12 protein-coding genes and 1 pseudogene are annotated in these 19532 nt (G+C 45.5%); 2 read left to right on the top strand and 11 right to left on the bottom strand.

Annotated elements, in window-relative coordinates:
- Positions 1-395 precede the first annotated feature (395 nt).
- The 4 genes from QUB64_RS02840 to QUB64_RS02855 all read right to left on the bottom strand — a co-directional run bounded on the left by QUB64_RS02840 (position 396) and on the right by QUB64_RS02855 (position 5603).
- Positions 396-947, bottom strand: a complete 552-nt coding sequence (locus QUB64_RS02840; protein WP_333266290.1) for a shikimate kinase — start codon at positions 945-947, stop codon at positions 396-398.
- Between the two features lie 22 nt (positions 948-969).
- Positions 970-1848: a LapA family protein gene (locus QUB64_RS02845; protein ID WP_333266292.1), complete on the bottom strand. Its 879-nt coding sequence runs from the start codon at positions 1846-1848 to the stop codon at positions 970-972.
- Positions 1849-2051: 203 nt separating this feature from the next.
- Positions 2052-2684: a flavin prenyltransferase UbiX gene (locus QUB64_RS02850; RefSeq protein ID WP_333266293.1), complete on the bottom strand. Its 633-nt coding sequence runs from the start codon at positions 2682-2684 to the stop codon at positions 2052-2054.
- A 549-nt stretch (positions 2685-3233) separates the two neighbouring features.
- Positions 3234-5603, bottom strand: a complete 2370-nt coding sequence (locus QUB64_RS02855; protein ID WP_333266406.1) for a ribonuclease R family protein — start codon at positions 5601-5603, stop codon at positions 3234-3236.
- 882 nt (positions 5604-6485) lie between these two features.
- Here QUB64_RS02855 and QUB64_RS02860 point away from each other — a divergent pair.
- Positions 6486-7445 carry a hypothetical protein gene (locus QUB64_RS02860; protein WP_333266295.1) on the top strand — a complete coding sequence of 320 codons (960 nt, stop codon included), beginning with the start codon at positions 6486-6488 and terminating at the stop codon, positions 7443-7445.
- 376 nt (positions 7446-7821) lie between these two features.
- Here QUB64_RS02860 and clpP read toward each other — a convergent pair whose 3' ends face one another.
- Positions 7822-8454, bottom strand: coding sequence for an ATP-dependent Clp endopeptidase proteolytic subunit ClpP (clpP, locus tag QUB64_RS02865; protein WP_293149808.1), 633 nt, complete (start codon positions 8452-8454; stop codon positions 7822-7824).
- 148 nt (positions 8455-8602) lie between these two features.
- Between clpP and QUB64_RS02870 the strand changes: the two genes are divergently transcribed.
- Positions 8603-9355 (top strand): Uma2 family endonuclease, encoded by a 753-nt coding sequence (locus tag QUB64_RS02870; protein WP_333266297.1) that lies wholly within the window; start codon positions 8603-8605, stop codon positions 9353-9355.
- 192 nt (positions 9356-9547) lie between these two features.
- On the opposite strand, the pseudogene QUB64_RS02875 reads toward QUB64_RS02870, so the two are convergent.
- The 6 genes and pseudogenes from QUB64_RS02875 to QUB64_RS02900 all read right to left on the bottom strand — a co-directional run.
- Positions 9548-9742 (bottom strand): annotated as a pseudogene (locus tag QUB64_RS02875) (ATP-binding protein); the annotation flags it as partial.
- Between the two features lie 12 nt (positions 9743-9754).
- On the bottom strand, positions 9755-10150 hold the full coding sequence (locus tag QUB64_RS02880) for a hypothetical protein (protein ID WP_333266299.1): 396 nt from the start codon (positions 10148-10150) through the stop codon (positions 9755-9757).
- 15 nt (positions 10151-10165) lie between these two features.
- Positions 10166-10705: a hypothetical protein gene (locus QUB64_RS02885; RefSeq protein ID WP_333266301.1), complete on the bottom strand. Its 540-nt coding sequence runs from the start codon at positions 10703-10705 to the stop codon at positions 10166-10168.
- A 108-nt stretch (positions 10706-10813) separates the two neighbouring features.
- The gene (locus tag QUB64_RS02890) at positions 10814-12025 is read right to left on the bottom strand and encodes an acyltransferase family protein (protein WP_333266303.1); all 1212 of its coding nucleotides are present in this window, start codon (positions 12023-12025) and stop codon (positions 10814-10816) included.
- Positions 12026-12493: 468 nt separating this feature from the next.
- Positions 12494-13906 (bottom strand): adenylate/guanylate cyclase domain-containing protein, encoded by a 1413-nt coding sequence (locus tag QUB64_RS02895; protein WP_333266305.1) that lies wholly within the window; start codon positions 13904-13906, stop codon positions 12494-12496.
- A gap of 47 nt (positions 13907-13953) precedes the next feature.
- Positions 13954-19464, bottom strand: coding sequence for a trifunctional serine/threonine-protein kinase/ATP-binding protein/sensor histidine kinase (locus QUB64_RS02900; RefSeq protein ID WP_333266307.1), 5511 nt, complete (start codon positions 19462-19464; stop codon positions 13954-13956).
- Between the last annotated feature and the right edge of the window lie 68 nt (positions 19465-19532).

The raw sequence follows: 19532 nt of genomic DNA on the forward strand, positions 1-19532 counted from the left end.
AAATTTACCGACAATGAGGTTAGCGTTTAACTGTCCTTGCGCCCTACAGCCCGACCGCGGTGGGGCCATTTTATTTTTTGGCACAACAGAAGTCCTGCCGTCATCAGTCCTGCCGTCATTAGTCATTAGTGCTGTCCCCGCTCGCGAACTGTAGTCATCAGTCATCAGGAAGAAGCAAGAAGCGGCAATCAAACCAAGGGTTTCAGCAATTAAGAATGTCCTAATAGTCTGGGTGGTGGCTAGAGAAAATTTACGCACCGCATCCGCTCAAACCCGGTTGATTCGCAAACATTGAGCGGTTAAACCGACACACTCAGACAGAAATCAGTATTTTTACGGAATTAACAAGTCCTCATAAATCGGCTATTTTCCCAGAAACCAGGTTTATGACTGTCTCAATTGATATCAGGTTCGGTTTGAGATTTGATAACTTTTTGGATTTCTTCGATCGCCCGACGCGCCACTTCTTCAGGCCTTTCGCCTCCTGAAATGCTAACTCGGACATCTGCTTGAGCGTAGAAACGCTCTCGCTCGCTCAAAAGGCTTTCCAACTTAGATTTGAGCTCACCCTCCCGCAATAAGGGACGAGTGGTGTCCGATCGCAGTCGATCGCACAATTGGTCTACAGGCACATCCAGCCAAACCACTATACCGTAATGTAAGTAACCCCAATTTGTCGATCGGGCAACAATGCCGCCACCCGTAGCCACGATCGAATTTTGATAAGCAGCCAATTCGCCGAGCACTTTCGTTTCTAATTCCCGAAAAGCCTCTTCCCCTTGGGTATCAAAAATCTCAGCTATTGACTGACGAGCAACTCGCACAATTAGTTCATCCGTATCAAAAAAACGGTATTTTAATTCCCTTGCCAAAATCCGCCCGACGGTGGTTTTTCCCACACCCATCATCCCGACGAGATAGATATTAACTCCCCTCAACAAATCCACCGCCACATCCTCCAATATTTTGCTATTTTTTCAGGTTAATCGGGCCGCTGCTGGGGCGATCGTCCTCATCAAATACATCATCCTCATCCAATCCCCAATCATCCTCTGTGTCTGCACTAGGATGTGGCGGGACTTGGGCGCCACCCCCGGGAGGTATGGGATCTTGCGGGGGAACCAACACTCGATACTCTGCATCGTAGACAGACTCTGTTTGTCCCACCCCCGACTTGCTGGGATCTCGATAGCCATAAGAGTATACTGAGCCAGCCCAAGACTTGCTTTTCGGTTCCTGTTTCGATTCGTAAGCCCTCGGATTTGCCGCTGGAACGTCATTTACCTGCGGTCGAGCGGCAAAATCGCGATCGTCCCCCCAATCGTCATCGCTGCCACTAGAGGCCGATTTTGAGCCATCCGAAACCCAATCGTCTTCATCGTCTGCGGCTTGAATAGTTGTCGGTTGATTGTAATTCTTGGCAACAGGAGGGTTTGGGTTTGGAGTTTCTTGTTGGAAAGTCTGCGGAGTGTAGCCTGCCGGTGTCCCGTACTCAGTTCGATAGGAAGTTTGGCTATTTACCGTCTCAAAATCGGGGTCAATCTCCTGTTTTCTGGGAGGAGGAGGTGGCGCGTAAGCTGTTCTCCTGTCTGCTGAGACAGCCTCACGGCTGCGAATGTCGCGGCCGCTGCGCTGTCGTGTTTGAGATAGGTAATTTGAGAATGAGAGCAAAGTAGAAATCAATAAAGACGTGACAACTCCCGTCCCCATGCTGAGCAAAATCCAGATAGATAAGGGTAAAGCGGGCGATCGAATTCCCAAAAATACCAGCGATAAAGCCGGCTCCACATTTTGTAAGGCAAAAATAGTTAGCCCCACGACAATCACGAGCAATAATACAGGACGCATATTAATAATATTGGGAATTGGGAATGGGGAATGGGGAATGGGGAATGGGGAATTGGCCAAACAGGGCATTGGGGAATTGAGCATTGGGCATTGCTAATTAATCTGTCAACTAACCAATAACAACTAACCAATAACTAATGACTAATGACTACTGCCAACTGCCAACTGCCAACTGCCAACTGTCAACTGTCAACTCCCAACTGTCAACTGTCAACTGTCAACTCTTTTTCCTTCCAACGTTTGAGAGGAACACAGTCAATCCCCAACTGGTCTAAAGTACGAGCCACCACAAAGTCTACCAAATCTTCAATAGTTTGTGGATTGTGATACCAAGCAGGAATCGCTGGCACTATTCTAGCTCCAGCTTCCGCCAACGTAGTTAAATTCCGCAGGTGAATCAAACTAAAAGGGGTTTCTCTAGGTACAAGTACCAATTTTCGCCCTTCCTTGAGCTGAACGTCGGCCGCTCTTTCGAGTAAATCCGAGCTCAAGCCAGCCGCCAATTTGCCTAGTGTACTCATGCTACAGGGAATAATCATCATCCCTTGGGTGCGAAACGATCCGCTAGCAATATTAGCACCAACATCTTGCCAGGGATGACACCGGAGTTTGCCAGAATTGGGTACTCCTGCTTGTTCTCGCCAGAATTCTTCTTGCAGAGTTGGTTCTGCGGGCATTCGGATGTTCTGTTCGCTTTGCCAAACTATGTAGGTAGATTTTGATGCTACCAGTTCGACGGCGCGATCGTCCTCCAAGAGATATTTTAGTGTTCGCACGGCGTAAATTAATCCCGATGCTCCAGTCACTCCTACAATTAGCGGGTAGTTATTTGTCATTATTTTTCAGGAACAAGTATGAGGCAAGAAGCAAGTAGGAATTGAGAGCGCGTCCACTCGATTACCACTACAAAAACGGATCGAGCGTGCGTCCTGGCGTCCGCTTTCATTCTGCGGACGCCAGGACGCACTACGAACGAATCTTACTGCTGTTAATCGAACGGACACGATATGAGAAGAAGCAAGCAGAAATAATATCAAATTCGCTCGATGTCTTTCGGGATTGTTTCGATGTATTTCGGGACGGGTTTCAATATCTTTCGGGATTGGCTGCGATGTATTTCGGGACGGGTTTCAATATCTTTCGGGACGGGTTTCAATATCTTTCGCGACAGGTTGCGATGTCTTTCAGGACAGGGCAGTGCCGTTTCCCTACTCGATGTTTGTAGGGACACGGCACTGCCGTGTCCTCCATCTCTGTACTCATTGGTCATCGGTTAAATGACTAATGACTATGACTGCTGTTCGCGAGCGGCGACAGCACTTCTAATGACTAATGACTAATGACAACTGACTAATGACAACTGACTACTGACAACTGACTACTGACTACTCATCATCATCAAAAGCTTGGCTACCGCCGCCCACAGCAACTAAATCTATTTGTTGGCGGTAGTAGTCAACGCTCTTAACTTGAACTTCTACCCGATCGCCCAAACGGTATTGATTGCGGTTTTTGCGGCCAACTAGAGTTTGCTGGCGCGATCGATATTCATACCAATCATCCTTCAGCGAAGAAACGTGCACCAACCCTTCAACACGCAAAAGTTCACTTTCCGGCGGCCGCACCTCAATTTCCACAAAGAAACCGTAAGACTGCACCCCTGTAATCAAACCCTGGAAAGTTTGACCGGTGCGCTCTTTCATCAATCCGGTTTTCTTCAATCCCTGCAAATCGCTTTCGGCATCTTCAGCAACCCTTTCGCGTTCCGTCAGGTGTACCACCGCCGCTGCAAACTCTGTCTCAAACTCGTGATGCAAGTCTGGCGGCAGGACATTCCAAGTAATTTGACCGTGACAGGAGGAATGGTGCAGGTTAACTTTTTCCTTAGCGCGAGTTGTACGGCTGCTGCGGCCTTGCTCTAACACAGCGTGCAACACCCGCAGCACCAGCAAATCGGCGTAGCGGGAAAGTGGCGAAGTGCAGCGCGTGTAGCCGCTTGACAGGGCCAAACCGAAGTGAGGCTTGGGAGTTGTGCTGTAAACAGCGGGCTTCATCGTGTCTTCCAGCAGGTAGGTGAGAACTCTTTCGGACTTGAGGCCGGCAAACTGCTGGGTAAATCGCTGAAAGTCCAAGGGCAGAACTTCTTCTTCGTTTTCGAGATACAGTTCGCCTCCGAGGTTGTTGGAGAGTTTGATGAACTCTTGAATGTCTGCTGGATCTGGCATCGGCTGGACGCGGTAGATTGCTGGGACTCCCAAGGCTTGCAGGTGGGTGGCGACAGCTTGGTTGGCGAGTACGACCAACTCGGAGACAGCAGACTGGGCGGGGGGAGCCGTTGCAAAAGCTCCTAATTCGCCTTCATCGTCGAAGTGAGAGTTAGCGTCGGGCAAATTTAGTTCAAAAGCTCCTCGCTTGAGCCTCGCCTTTCTGGCAGCCTTTGAGGCTGCGGAGATTTGATCGAGGAAAGGACGGAGGGCGGAGGACAAAGCATGATCTTCGGCATCGGAGCCTGGTTCGAGAATTGCTTGAGCGTCCTGGTAGCTGAGGTGGTAGTCAATTTGAATGACGCTGGTTTGAATTTCGTATTCTAGGAGTTCTCCGGATTCGTCTATGGTGAGCATTATGCTGAAAGCCAGCCGTTCGGCGTCTAGCAGCAGGGAGCAGCGCTCGTTGAGGATTTCTGGGAGTACGGCGATGATTTTTTCTCCCAGATGGGCGCAGGTGCCTCGTTTGCGGGCTTCGCGGTCGATCGGGGTTTCGGGCTGTACGTACTCGGCGGCGTCGGTGACGTGGATTCCAACTTGCCAGCAGCCGGACTTCAGGCTTTCGATCGACAATGCGCGTTCTATGGGCGGATCGGAGAGGAATGAGGTCGGGTCAAACTCGTTTTCGGCTGCTTCGTCTGAGAAGCTTTCCTGCTGAGCTTGAGGGGCATCAATTTCGCTGTTGATTTCTCCCGCCTCGTTTTTGCTAAAGGTAACAGTCAGGATGTTGCGCAAATCTAACCGTTTTTTAATGTCGGTTTTTTTGACTTTGCTGGGCAAATTTTCGGCTGCTTTGATGACGGCGGCGGGGAAGGAGCGCGGTAGGTCATGTTTGCAGCATACGATGTCGAGGTCATCAGCAGCTTCGGCGTCAGAACCGAGTACCTGTACTACTTTGCCGACTGGGCGGTGGGTGCCGAGGGGATAGCGTTTGACTTCGACGTGTACTAAATGGTCGATCGCCTCTTGGAGATTTGTACCGTTGGCGAGTAAGTCTAGTTCAAACAACAGGCGATCGTCCAGGGGAATTGCTCTGTAGCTGACGCGGCCGGTGGGGGTGGCGGTTTGCTTGACTCGCGCCAGTACCGAGGGGTTGGCGCGTTCGAGGATCAGCATGACTTCGCCTTCGGGCGATCGGCGGCGGCTACCTTCTTTGATAATTTTGACTAAAACTCGATCGCCATTCCAAGCTGTCGAGAGGTGACTTTCCCGCACATAAACGTCTTCTGAGCCTTCAGCGTCTTGAATTGCAAAGCAAAATCCTTTGCTGGAACAGCGCAGTTTTGCTTCTACTACGTCGTCTTCCACTACTCGACGATAGCGGCCTTTGTCTTTGACTAATATGCCAATTTTCTCTAGAGCTTCTAATGCGATTTGAAGTTTGAGTTGACTGGTTTCATCATTGCAGTCGAGTTTTTTTTCTAGTGCTTTGGGAGCCACTAATTTGTCTTCTGTAAAATTTGCCAGCAGTGCAGCGATAGAAAATTCCATGTAGCGATCGATCCTCTTGTTTCCAGCAATTAGTCTAATTTTGGCGAAATCAGCCGCCGCGCCCTCTCCCGCCTTCGCTGTGCCTGCTTCCCAACAAATTCGCGGGTTAGTAGGTGGAGATGCGAACACAGTCGGTGCTACCCGTGCGCGGGGATTTTTTCAGATTTTTTCCCGACACTGGCGCGAGCGTTAATTGTCTGCTGTCTGTCTGCAACTGACAGATGACGGTGCAAACAAATGCCCCGCACCCTATGCCCCAATACAAGTTTTTAGCGTTGGTTCCTTTGCTTTTCGCTTTGAGCGCCGAGATCTTCGCGAAGTAGAAAGCCCCTGTCGGTTCTTAAAAGATGACTCGATGCTGAAAGCGACGGGTAGACTCGGGGATTGGGATAGATGGAGAGGGAGAAAATTTGCATTTGGGCCTCTTACCTTTTTCCTTCTGCCTTTTTCCTGCTTTCTTCTTCTTTTTGAAGTGCCTCTTGCCTTTTGCTAAAGCCAAAGATTTTACCGGCGATTAGGCAAAATTGCTAGTAGCTCGCCGCTGGGATGCCCCTGTTTTTGCAAGCGCTCTGCCCTTGCGGACGGAGGTGAAATTCAGGGTAGGGAGCAATCTGTGCTGTAGAAAGTGCAAGGTACACAAAACCGGAGACTTTTACTACTTTTGCCTAGTTGCTGTGTCATCTCCTATAGGTAGAAATGACCCCCGGTGCTTGTTAGCTTAAACCGCCGGATGTGGGATAGGGTTTTATGGCGTGAAAGGTTGCGCGCATGATTCACCTTTCATTTATTGTATGTTGAATATGTGCTTTCAGAAAATTGTTTTCTCTCTGGTTGTACTAAACTGAAGTCATCAGCCCCTTCAGGTTTCGGGGTAAAAAAATTATGCTTGCTCAATTTCGCGCCCTTTATCCCACTGGACAGTTAATCTGTGAGTTGCTGACTATTCATCACAGTAAGTTTGTGGTTCGCTGTCTGGTTCAGGTTGACGGCAAAACTCTTGCTACTGGTATGTCGGCTGCTGAGTCTGTTGAGGATGCTGAAGACCGCGCCCGATCGCGAGCGATCGCTGTCCTCGCATTTGATGCTCCTGCTCCGGTTGCTGCTGCTGTTCCCGTTCCGGCTCCGGCTCCGGCTCCGGTTGCTGCTGTTGTTCCCGTTCCCGTAGCGCCCCCTCCTGCTGTTCCCGTTCCCGTTGGGCCAGCCCTTGCTCCGCTTCCGGTTTTAGAAATGCCTGTTCCAGACCAAGTGGATTTACCACATCAAACCAATTTTGTCAATACGGAAGCGAAATTAAATGCAGAGCCGATCGCACCTGTACCGGAACCGCTACCGCCAACAGTCGATCGGGCCCAAGTTCCTGGATTTGTCCCAAAACAGTTAGACTCGGACGCTTGGCTGTCTTCCAGCTACGGCGAACCGCTTCCAGAACTGGAAGTGCCGAATATTAGCGATCGCGAACTGTCGCAGGGTGCCGCCGAAGTCCGGGAATCGCAGCCGATCGCCCTGGGAATTCCCAGCGATGCGATCGAGGATGATTCTGATACGATCGCCCAAATAGACGGCATCCTCAAACGCCAGCGATGGAATAAAAAAACGGAAACCGACTGTCTCGAACAACTCTATGGCAAATCGTCCCAGAGAGAACTTTCTAGCGAACAATTAGCAGATTTCCTAGAATATCTAGAAATCTACAGCAGAACCACCGAGGAAATCAAGAGATTGGGGTGGACAGCCAACCAAGGAAAAGATTATCTCAATCAAGGTTACGGCAAAGCAGCGCGACATTTATTAAATAGAGAAGAATTGTTCGACTTCCTGCAATATCTCGAATCTTTACCCTAAAAATCAGGAAAATAGGTTTGATCGTTCTTGAGTCCTTCTTGGGAGCATCTCAGTTTTGCATTTACAGTGCGAGCGTCCCGCTCGCGTATTGTACAATACGCGAGCTCGCGACAGCTCGCACGGAAGATCAAAAAAATGCTTTTTACAAAACTGAGATGCTCCCTCCTTCTTTCTAAGGACTTTAGTCCAAAAATATCGAACAACTCCCACTAAAAATCAGGAAAATAGGTTTGAGCGTTCGGACTGAGCGTCCTTCTTTCTCAGGACTTTAGTCCGAACGATCAAACCTATTTGATGAAAAGGAATTAAGCGGACAGTAAAAATCAAAAATCAACAATGAAGAAGATTTCCCCATTGTTAATTTTTAATTTTTAATTTACGCCACAGCAGCGATCGGGCGGCTAGCAGAAGGACGGCGATCGATCACTTGATCGACTAAACCATAATCCTTTGCTTCTTCAGCCGACATGAAGAAATCGCGTTCGGTATCTTCTTCAATGCGGGAAAGCGGCTGACCGGTATGATCTGCCAAAAATTGATTCAGGCGTTGTTTGTGGTACAAAATCTCTTTCGCCTGAATTTCAATATCGGTAGCTTGTCCTTGAGCTCCGCCCAGAGGTTGGTGGATCATAATCCGGGAGTGAGGCAAACTCATCCGCTTGCCTTTAGCGCCCGCACTCAACAGAAAAGCGCCCATGCTGGCGGCCAAACCGAGACAAATAGTGCAAATATCGGGGCGGATGTGGTTCATCGTGTCAAAAATGCCCATACCTGCTGTTACCGATCCCCCAGGGGAGTTGATATAGAGGTAAATGTCTTTCTCCGGGTCTTCGGCGTCTAAAAATAGCAATTGGGCTACGATCAGGTTGGCTAAGTCGGAGTCAACCTGTTGGCCCAAGAAGACGATGCGATCGCGCAGGAGTCGCGAGTAAATGTCAAAGGCGCGTTCGCCACGACCGGATTGTTCTATAACTGTTGGGATCATTGAACGGGCCTGCCTATTACGTATCTTTTTTTTATTTTAGCGATTTGGGCTCATTTATAGTTAGGGTGCGGTGGCGGGCGATCGGCCCTGAAGGCTAAAAGCTTGAAGCTGAAACCAGTTGAGGCATTCTCGTCGGTTATAATTAGGTGTGGAAGTTTTTGGTAGAAATGAAATGACTTCTCAATTACAAACTAAGTTACTGCCAACTCAACAACCAGAAAAAGTTCTGTATCCAGACAGCGACGGACAGCCCATGTCAGATAACACACTTCAATTTGGTTGGATTGTCAAACTCAAAGAAGGGTGCGAAGCCTTATTTAAAGACAATCCAACTGTATTCGTAGCCGGAGATTTATTGTGGTATCCCGTCGAAGGTGACAATAAAATGAAGCGCGCGCCCGATATCATGGTGGTATTTGGCAGACCAAAAGGATATCGCGGGTCTTATCAGCAATGGCTTGAAGATAATATCGCGCCCCAGGTGGTTTTTGAGATTTTGTCGCCGGGAAATACGCTATCGGAAATGGCGCTGAAGTTGCAGTTTTACAACCGCTTTGGTGTGGAAGAATATTATCTCTACGATCCAGATAATAACGATCTGACTGGATGGCAAAGAACTGAAGCAGGACTGACAGTTATTGAATCTTTAGATGGCTGGATCAGTCCGCGTTTGGGAGTTCGGTTCGTATTTGCAGAACCAGAATTAGAGATAATTCGTCCGGACGGACAGCGGTTTTTATCTTATGTCGAGTTAATGGAACAGCGGGATGAAATTCAGCAACAGCGGGATGAAATTCAGCAACAGCGCGATGAAATTCAGCAACAGCGCGATGAAATTCAGCAACAGCGCGATGAAATTCAGCAACAGCGCGATCGAATGGCTGCAAAACTAAGAGAACTGGATATCGATCCAACTCAGCTTTAAGAATAGACATCTTGCAAAAATAATTAGGACGGGCTCTCCGGCCCATCCCACAAGATTTATTTTTTTTGTGGGATGGGCCGGAGAGCCCGTCCCATCAATTGATCAAAAGGATTTTTGCAAGAGGTTTAATAGGTGCGATCGCTCCCTACATTATTTAGGACGTAAGGTGCGCGCAGCGCGCACCCCACATATCTACGACCCGCCAACTGGCAAAATAATTATAAATTCTGTTCCTTCCCCCAGAGTCGAATTTACTTCGATCGCACCTCCGTGTTTTTCTACCACAATGATACGGGCGATTTCTAGCCCCAATCCTGTGCGTTTACCAACTGTTTTTGCGATAAATAAACAATCGAATATTTGAGATTTCACATCTTCACTCATACCTAATCCATTATCTCAAATGCTGATTTTAACCTGGTTTGAGATGATTTCTGTACGGAGCGAAATTTGTTGAGGATCGGCTTTAATTTCGGCAAAAGACCGAGTTTGTGCCATTTCGTCAAACATATCGATCGCGTTTACCAGAATATTCATAAACACTTGCTTTAACTGACCGGGAAAACACTCAATCCTTGGCAAATTGCCATAATTTTTGATGATTTCAATATTGGGACGGTTTAAATTACCTCTGAGGCGATTTTTGAGAATGAAGATTAGACTGTCAATGTAGTCGTGAATGTTACAAAAAACTTTCGAGTCTGAGTCAGCCCGACAAAAATTACGAAGTGAAATGAAGATATTCCTGATGCGCTCGCTCGCTGGTTGCGCTGTATTATTCAGAAACTTGGGCAAGTCTTCGATTAAAAATTATAGGTCAATATCTTCGGCATTCTGTTGAATTGGTGCTGCTGGGTTGGGATAGTGTTGCTGATAGAGCGCTAGATGTCCGATTAAGTCTTGAACGCCCATTTTAGTGAAGTCGATGTTGCCGCTGAGAAAGCCGATCAGGCTATGAATTTCGTGAGAAACACCGTCTAATGGATTAACCAAAACCAATTTTTTTTCCCTCTCCTTTAGTAGCAGTTCCATTTGTGCATCCCGTAAGGTAGCAAGGGTTTGTTGCAAATTGTTTTCAGCTTGTGGGCGATCGCAAATTTCTTGACGAAGCTGTTTTTGAATGTTCTCCAAACCCTGATAAGTATTCACCCGTGCTAGGACTTCTTCAATTTGAATTGGTTTAGTTGTTACATCGAGACAATCTTCCTCAGTTGAGGTATCGCTTGGCTCGACGACAGAGACATTTTCCTGTGATAAATCGTTGAGGATCAGAGTTGCTAAGTGTAGTTGCTCCGTTGGTGGCAAAGTGCGGACAACTTGAAGATAAATTTCTCGAGCATTAGTCGCCATAATATATCCTCCTGCCTTCAATTATAAATTAAACTGGTGTTTTGCTAGAAAGATCGATCGCCCTTATCTGAGATTATTAAAAGAGTTACATCAACTACACCAAACTTCTCAAATTTTAATCTGCCAACCTCGACGGTACATCCCGTACAAAATCAACCACCAACACAATACCGCCGTCACCGCAAAAGCTAGAGAACCATTGAGCGGCCCAGCCCAAGGTATAAACCAGTTTTCATAAATCCAAGTGTAAGTTGTTGGAGCAGTTTTATCACCACCAACATGAGTTTTTAACAAAAGTCTGGCGACAATACCGGACGCGACAAACAAAAAAATTGCATTCAAACCCATGATTTCAAACGGCCATCCCCATTTCCACTTTCGCACCTCTATAGTTTCGTAGCAAACTGCTAACAATAACAACGCCCAGCCAGCAGTAAAAACTACATAGGAACTCGTCCACAATTGTTTGTTAATGGGAAAAGCAAATCCCCACAAACGGCCGATTACTAGGCAACAGAGGCCGCCGATCGCTAAATTTAAACTCGTGCGGGTTTTTATAGGCTGCACGCGCAGCCACTCTCCTGTAAAGTAGCCGATCAGCACTGTCACGCTGGCTGGTAAGGTGCTCAACAATCCTTCAGGATCGAAGGGGCCGCCTTTGTACAGGTGTTGGCTGCCGAGAATTAGCCGATCGACATATCCACCTAAATATCCTTCTGGCGTCAGTTCGTAGGCGCTGTACCCCCCTACACCGCCTGCGGATAACACGCCCCAATAGCCTAAAAGCACCGCAACAGCGAGCAGTTTTTGATTGCGGGGGGAAAGGTTCAGAATCGCGATCGCACTGATGAAATAAGCTAAACCGATGCGCTGCAATACTCCCATAATCCTGATTTTACCGAAATTTGCGATCGGGGCGCCGTTCAAAAGTACGTCAAGGGCGATCGAAGATGTATTTAACAACAATCCTAATCCAAACAAAATCGCCGCCCGCCGCGCAATTCGCCAGTAAATATTTTCAGTAAGAGATGAAAAAGAAGAAGGTTGTTGTTCTCTTGTTGTTTGTTCCTGTGTTGCGGAATTTTCCGATGCTTCTGTTCCTATTTTTTGATTATTTTCAGTATATTTAGACAGCGAGAAGGACATCGCGCAGCCAACGATGAACAGGAAAAACGGAAATACTAAGTCTGTCGGGGTGCAGCCGTGCCATTCTGCATGATCTAGCGGCGGATACACCTGTTTCCAACTACCGGGGTTGTTGACTAGAATCATCGAGGCGATCGCAATTCCGCGAAAAACATCAAGAGATTTTAAGCGCATGGAGAGAAGTTCGGCAACGGATTATTTAACGGATTTAACGGATGTAACGGATAGAAGCAAGTTCGGCAACGAAGCAGTGTACGGGATTTAAGGGATTTAACGGATTAAAAATTACCCATTACCAGTTACCCATTACCCATTACCCATTATATGATGTCCGGTAAATTAACCCGAATTCCAGTAGGGGCGGGTTCGCGCATTGTCTGTAATATAAGCGAGATATCCCGTAAACCCGCCCCGACAATATTGTTGTCTCTCGGACATGATATTACCAATTACCCATTACCCATTACCAATTACCAATTACCAATTACCAATTACCAATTACCAATTACCAATTACCAATTACCCATTACCCATTACCCATTACCCATTACCAATTACCAATTACCCATTACCACTGACAACTGACAACTCACAACTGACAACTGACAACTGACCACTAACCACTGACAACTGACCAATTACCTAAATCTCAATTCCTTCCAAAGTCATAATTAGAGCATTCTTCATCAACATCTCGCAGCGTTCAGCATAAAAAAATGCTGCCTTATCATACTTGTTGACTTGCAAAACGCGCAGAAACATTTGCCTTGCTTGCGCGAATTGCTGCTGGTAATGAAAAAAAATTCCCTGTTCAAAATAAGTTTGGGTTTGTGCTTTTAGTTCGATCGTGATATCCGAGTCCCCGTCGTAAATTTCAAATACAGCAACAGGTGTTTGTTTTCCTTTGACTTGAACGCGATCGAGAAATCGGCACTTGTAATGTTGGGGGTCGTCAATCCGACACAAAGTCTGAACGCTAGCTACAATACCAACTCCGTAAAGCTTTGTCAATCCTTCCACCCGGGAAGCTAAATTCACCGCATCAGAAATTACCGTACTTTCCATCCGTTCCGCCTCCCCTATCGTACCCAACATTAAAGTTCCCGTATGCAAGCCAATCCCGATCGAAATAGGTTGATAACCGCTATTTTGCCTGTGTCTGTTATAAATTTTAACTTGCTGCTGCATCTCAATTGCTGCTTGCACGGCATCTTCAGCACGGTTAGGAAACAAAGCCATAATCCCATCACCAATATATTTATCTATAAAACCGTTGTACTGGCGGATAACTGGGCCAACTCGGCTTAAATAAGAGTTAAGAAATTCAAAATTTTCTCTGGGAGACATACTCTCTGACAAACTTGTAAATGAACGAATATCAGCAAACATAATCGTCATTTCTGCCTGTACAGAGTCTCCCAATCTGGCATCAACTATGCTTTCTATTTGTAAAAATCTTAAAAATTCTCTGGGGACAAAGCGCGCTGACGCTGCTGCTATTTTTTCTAGTTCACTTTTGCTGGCTTCGATTTGAGTCAGGGCGCGAAATGCTCTGAGTGCTGTCACTACCGTGGTAAATAACTTCTTGTTTGTCAGTTCTGTTTTGGTTTTGTAATCATTAATATCGTAGCTGACAATTACTACATCTTCTGGCACTTGTCCCGGCTGCCCGGTTCGCAAAATAATCCGCACTACTTGATTGTCTAAAATATCGCGGATGTATTTTACTACTTCCAAGCCTGCCTCTTCAGTTTCCATAACTACATCGAGTAAAATCAAGGCAATGTCAGGATGGGCTTCGATTATTTCTTTGGCTTCTTTGCCTGAGTAAGCACTGATAAATGCGATCGGTTTATTTTCAAATATAAATTCATTTAAGGCGAGTTTTGTAATATTGTGAATTTCTATTTCATCGTCTACAATTAATATTTTCCAACTGGCTGCTATCGGCTTTTCTTCCACCTCATCTTCTGCGGCAAATATTAATTCATCGTCCCCCGCCGCGATTAATTCGTCATCGCCCGCAGCCAACAGATTTTTACTAGCTTCTGACATTTATCGCTCTCCTAAATAAAAGTATATTAAAAATGGCGGTAGAATAACTAATTGCTAATTTTAGCGGGAAATTCAATCATAAATTTTGTGCCGTTCTCTACTTGACTTTCGCAGCTAATTGTGCCTTTTAGTTTTTGCGTAACCAGGTTGTAAATTATGTGCAGTCCCAATCCGGTGCCGCCCTGACCTCTTTTCGTGGTAAAAAACGGTTCAAAAATTTTACTGAGATTTTCTGGGGTAATTCCTTTGCCGTTATCGGCATATTCAAATATTAGCCGATCGCCCTCTAGTTTGAAATCAAAGGCCAGAATGCCCTCATCTTCTCCATCGTAAGCGTGAATTAGCGAATTCAACACCAGATTTGTCACAATTTGACACAGCACGCCCGGGTAACTGTCCAGTACCATATTTTCATCGCACTTAATCTCTATTTTGTGTTTAGTTCTTCTTAGTTTGGCGCTTAAGGATGTCAAAATTTCCTCTATATAGTTTTTCACATTAAACCTGCGTTTTAATTCGCTCGACTGATCGACAGCCACTTCTTTAAAACTGTGAATCAAGTCTGCCGCCCGCGTCAGGTTAGATAAGATCATATTACTGCTTTGCATGGCGGTATCCAGGAACTTTTCTAACTCGGAGCGTTTAATTTGGCCGTTGCTGTAAAGCTCAAAAAATTTGGTGACTTTTTCAGCGAGCAAGGAGGCGGCGGTGATACCGATGCCGATGGGAGTATTGATTTCGTGAGCAACACCTGCAACCAACCCTCCGAGCGCAGCCATTTTTTCCGCTTCTACCAGTTTATTTTGAGCCGATTTTAGGTCTTCTAAAGTTTGGGAAAGCTCGGAGGTACGCTGCTGTACTAACATTTCGAGATTCTGATTAAATTGCTGCAAGTTCGTGTAAAGTTGGGCGTTTTCGATCGAGATAGAAATTTGAGAAGACAGCAGTTTTAATATTTCTAACCTGTCTGGCGTAAAAGCGCCTGTAGTCAAATTGTTTTCTAAATATAGAAGGCCGCTGAGTTTGCCTTGATGGATTAAGGGAGTGCAAAGAATTGATTTAGGTTGAACGGCAATTATATAAGGTGTTCGAGTAAATTGTCCTTCGCGGGTGGCATCGTTTAAAACTATACTTTGCTGGGTGCGGGCGACGTAGTTGACGACTGCAACTGCTAGCAAATTTACTTCTCGATCCTCTGCTACAAAATCTATGGGAATTGATTGCATGACAGAAACGCGATCGACATCTACAGAGCCTGATGCTTCAATCACCCATTTGCCGGATTTTTCTAGTATTAAAAAGCCTCTTTGTCCCCCGGCATTTTCAATAACAATTTTCATCATTTTTGCCAGCAGTTTGTCTAAAACTATTTCGCCGGCTAAGGTTTGCGATGCTTTGACTGCTGTTGTCAAGTCTAGCACGCCTGCACTGCCGCTCGTAGTGCAAGCGCTGCTCGTAGATTTGTGAGTTTCGATATTAGTTGAAATCGCAGCAGAAGTTAGCAATTTCGAGTATTTTGATTCTAAATGCGCTACTTTGGCTTTTGCTCCCCAGCGCTGATAGCAATAACGCGCTTCTGTTAAGTAAGTTTTCGCAATTTTTTGTCGTCCTAGGGATAAATAAAATGCTCCTGCCAATTCTGCTGCAAGGGCTTGTACCTGTATGTATCCGTTTGCTTGGGCTCCGGCAATTGCAGAGTCGTAATATTCCATTGCTTTCACAAGATTTCCTAAAATGCGCGCTTTTTCTGCCGCGATCAAATCGCATTTATGCTGAAGGTTCATGGGCGCAGAAAGTGCTTTCTTTTGCAGCTTTTTTTGGTTGCTTGTTGCGGAAAAAAGATGCTCTTTTTGTTCCTGCTTTGTTGCAGATGAATATGCTGCTAGTCGGGCTAGAGCCTCGTAAAAATGGTATTCAGGAACATTAATAAAGCCCACAACTCCGTCTAAATAAACTTCGGCTTGCGCTGCATTTTCTAGCGCTAGCTCGACATTTCCAAATAAATACGCTAATATTAATTTTTGCAAATAAAAGTGCTGGAGTCCGACCCGATCGTTAACTTTCAACAGCAGCGGCAATAATGTTTCTTCGCTGCAAGCTTCACCTAATAAAATGTCGGGGCTTGCCAAGTTTCCCATCAATTCCAAAACTGTTTGCCGATATATTTGATTCCAAGTCAATACCGTTTCTTGCTTGAGTTGAAACAGCAGATGGTTGTAATTTACCATTTTCCGTTCCAGTTGCGGCAATTCTTGACCGATGAAATACAAAGACTGACAAATATTTACGGCGGCATATCCGACACATTCTAAATCACCATTTTGTAGCGCGCTTTGATAGGCTTCCTCTAACAGCGGCAAAGTGTCTTTAACATGATGTTTGCCGTGCATCAAAATGAATGCGACTAAATTAAGCGTCTTGCTTTTAAATTCTAAAGCATTTAGTCGATCGATCAAATTTAAAGCTAATTGACCGAAACGATCGCCCGATTCGATATCTCTAACTATTCCTTTTAAAATGGCTCCGTAATTAGCATAACCGAAGGCAGAAAACGCAGAATTTCCGTAATTTATAGATAAATTAACTTGCTCGCAGACAATCAGTGGCAGCAGCACTGGTTCAACTATCAACGTAGCTGAAAACATACTGGAAAGCACGCGCATCGTTGCTAGTTTACGCGGATTTGTCATCAGCGGCAAGTTAATTAAATCTTCTATTTTTTTTCCGGTTAAATAAGCGGCGGTTTTGGTGAGTGCTTGCTGAATGTGGAGCGGAATTGGCGATTCTGGAAAGTTTATTCCTAACATTGTTAGTGCTTCTCGACCAATTTTTACTGCTTCTTGCAGTTGGGTTTGCATCGCACAAGCTGTGATTCGGATCTCAAAAACTTTGATTTTGTCTAGTTCATTGGTTGCGTGTTGCAGGACAATTTCTCCCCATTTTTCCATTTTTTCAAACTCGGTATCGAGGTAAGCTGCTTCTGCGGCTGACTCGTAGAGTGAAAGAGTCAAGTCGTAGTCAGTTTCCCAACTTTCCGAGGGAAGCAATTCAATACCTACGGTTAAATATTTGACAGCGAGTTCGTAGGCTGCACTGGCTTTTGCTTTGCGGCCCGCAATTAAATTTAATTGGCATAGTTGAAATTTTTCTAATTCACTGCTGATTTGTCGGGCTGCATTTAGTTGGTTTACTATATCAAAAACATGGTCTTCTAATTGCTCAGGAGGCGCGTTGTGCAGCAGGAATCTGCCGATTTTTAGATGGGTTTCTTGTTTCTGAAATTCGGATATTAAAGCATAAGCTGCTTGCTGAACTCGCTCGTGCAAAAATTTATAAGTCGCGCTACCAGCATCAGCAACTGGTAGGGCTAATTCATCTGTAACGTCTCTAGATATTTGGTCTGTTAAGCCTGTGCTTGCTGCTAGTGCGATCGGAATTTTGTAGGCGTTATTCACGGGCAAAATCAGACCGGACTGAAGTGCCTCCCAGAGGTCTGTTGCTGCGGACGCCAGAGGTTTTTCGCTGATTGTCGAGAGAATTCCTAAATCAAATTTGTTGCCCAGACAAGCGGCTAATTTTAGCAGTTCCTGCGTATTTTCGGAAAGTTTCTGAATGTTGTCTATCATTAATTCTACAACATTGTCAGTTATTCCTATTTCTTGTATTTGCTCGATATCCCACTGCCACTCGCCTGTGATTTTGCATTTTTTTACAGCTTGCTCTGGGATTTGTTGGGCAAAGTCTGAAAGGTGAGGCTCTGCTGGTTCGACCGATTTTTCCGACGGTACTAATTTAAATTGGAGCAATTTTTGTGAGTAAAGAGACTTCAATAATTGAGTGAGAAAAAATGGATTGCCTCCGGTTTTTTGAAAAAGTAATTCTGCTAAATTTAGCGATTTTTCTGGTGCGCAGTTCAGAGTATCCGCCACGAATTGATTGACGCTGTTAATATCTAAAGGCGAAAGGGCGATCGCGCTCACATTCCCGCCTGCTTTTTTAATTGCTTCGGCGGTCAGCATTAGGGGATGATTTGCATTTACTTCTTGTTCTCGATAGGCTCCAATTATTAATAAATATTGACTTTTTGGGTCAGTTGCTAGCAGTTGGATTAACTTGATCGATGCTGAATCGACCCACTGCAAATCGTCGAGAAAAATTACCAGCGGGTGTGCTTTTTGAGTAAAGACGCGGAGAAATTTTTGAAATACTAAATTCAAGCGATTTTGAGATTCATTTGCTCCTAAATCTGGCACTGGGGGCTGCGGCCCGACTATCAGTTCTACTTCGGGAATAACTTCAATAATTACTTGGCAGTTGCCGCCGAGGGCCTTTAATATTTTTTGTCTCCAAACTAGGAGTTGGGCGGCTGTTTCTGTGAGGATTTGCCGCAACAAGTCTTGAAAACCTTGGAGCAAAAAAGCGTAGGGAATATCGCGCTTAAATTCCTCAAATTTGCTGTCAATAAAATATCCGTTTTCCCGGACTATCGGTTGGTGAATTTCATATACCAACCACGATTTCCCCAAACCTGGACAACCGGAAATCAGCACGATTTCTGTATGGCCCCGCTTCATGCGCTCGAAGGTTTTGAGAAGCAGATTAAGTTCTGATTCTCGCCCGTAAAGTTTTTGGGAAATTTGCAGGTGACTCGATCGATCTTGCTCACCGATGGTGATGTGAGAAATTTCGCCTGTTGTTTGCAGTTGAGCGAGACATTTTTCTAAGTCGTAGAAAATTCCGAAAGCACTCTGATACCTGTCGTCGGCAGTTTTTGCTAATAATTTCATCACGATATCGGAAACGGCTTGAGGAATCTCGCCGCTTTCTGTTTGATTGATTCTGTCTTTTACTTTCTGCTTTCTATTCTCGCCAGGAGAAACGGGCGTTTTAGCAATATGGCAGTGCACTAATTCCATCGGATCTGTGGCATTAAAAGGCAATTCGCCGCAGAGCATTTCATAAAAGGTGATGCCTAGAGAATAAAAATCGGTGCGGTAGTCGATCGCCCGATTCATACGTCCCGTTTGCTCGGGAGACATATAGGCGAGGGTTCCTTCGAGTAAATTGGGATGGTTGAGGGCTGGGTTTTCGCCTGGTAGCAGGGAGGCGATCGCAAAATCAGCAATCTTGACATCCCCCGTCGAACTATTGACAATAATATTGCTGGGTTTAATATCTTTATGGATGATGTGGTGTTCGTGGAGTTGCCCGATAGTTTCTGCTAGTTTTATGCCAATTTGCAGAAATTGTTGTAACTCGATCTGGTTGTTGCTGAGAAAATCTTTTAGGGAAATGCCACCAAAATCTTCTAAAATTAAAACAGGAAAGTGGTTGTATTTTTCGAGTTTGTAAAGCTTGACTATTCCAGGAAAATTCAAATCTTTAAGGATTTCGGCTTCGTGCAGGAGTTGGGCTATTTGCGCTGGTGTAGGGTATGGCGGCGTGAGAGTTTTGAGGATAACTGGTTTTTGTTCCTCAAGCTGCATCCCTCGATAAATAACTGTGTGAGGGTTTGTATAAATTTCTTTGTCAATGCGGTATCCTGGAATAGTAATCATGCTGTTTGAGGGCTGGGTTTAAAAGTACGGTTAGAGGATTTTAGATTTTAAATTTTAGATTTGAGATT

The organism is Microcoleus sp. Aus8_D2 (assembly GCF_036702665.1).
GTDB lineage: Bacteria > Cyanobacteriota > Cyanobacteriia > Cyanobacteriales > Microcoleaceae > Microcoleus.

Excerpts from the sequence above, each read along its gene's own strand:
- QUB64_RS02885 (WP_333266301.1), bottom strand. The coding sequence starts at position 10,705 with ATGGCGACTAATGCTCGAGAAATTTATCTTCAAGTTGTCCGCACTTTG.
- QUB64_RS02900 (WP_333266307.1), bottom strand. The coding sequence starts at position 19,464 with ATGATTACTATTCCAGGATACCGCATTGACAAAGAAATTTATACAAAC.
- QUB64_RS02845 (WP_333266292.1), bottom strand. The coding sequence starts at position 1,848 with ATGCGTCCTGTATTATTGCTCGTGATTGTCGTGGGGCTAACTATTTTT.
- QUB64_RS02860 (WP_333266295.1), top strand. The coding sequence starts at position 6,486 with ATGCTTGCTCAATTTCGCGCCCTTTATCCCACTGGACAGTTAATCTGT.
- QUB64_RS02895 (WP_333266305.1), bottom strand. The coding sequence starts at position 13,906 with ATGTCAGAAGCTAGTAAAAATCTGTTGGCTGCGGGCGATGACGAATTA.
- QUB64_RS02850 (WP_333266293.1), bottom strand. The coding sequence starts at position 2,684 with ATGACAAATAACTACCCGCTAATTGTAGGAGTGACTGGAGCATCGGGA.
- QUB64_RS02855 (WP_333266406.1), bottom strand. The coding sequence starts at position 5,603 with ATGGAATTTTCTATCGCTGCACTGCTGGCAAATTTTACAGAAGACAAA.
- QUB64_RS02870 (WP_333266297.1), top strand. The coding sequence starts at position 8,603 with ATGACTTCTCAATTACAAACTAAGTTACTGCCAACTCAACAACCAGAA.
- QUB64_RS02890 (WP_333266303.1), bottom strand. The coding sequence starts at position 12,025 with ATGCGCTTAAAATCTCTTGATGTTTTTCGCGGAATTGCGATCGCCTCG.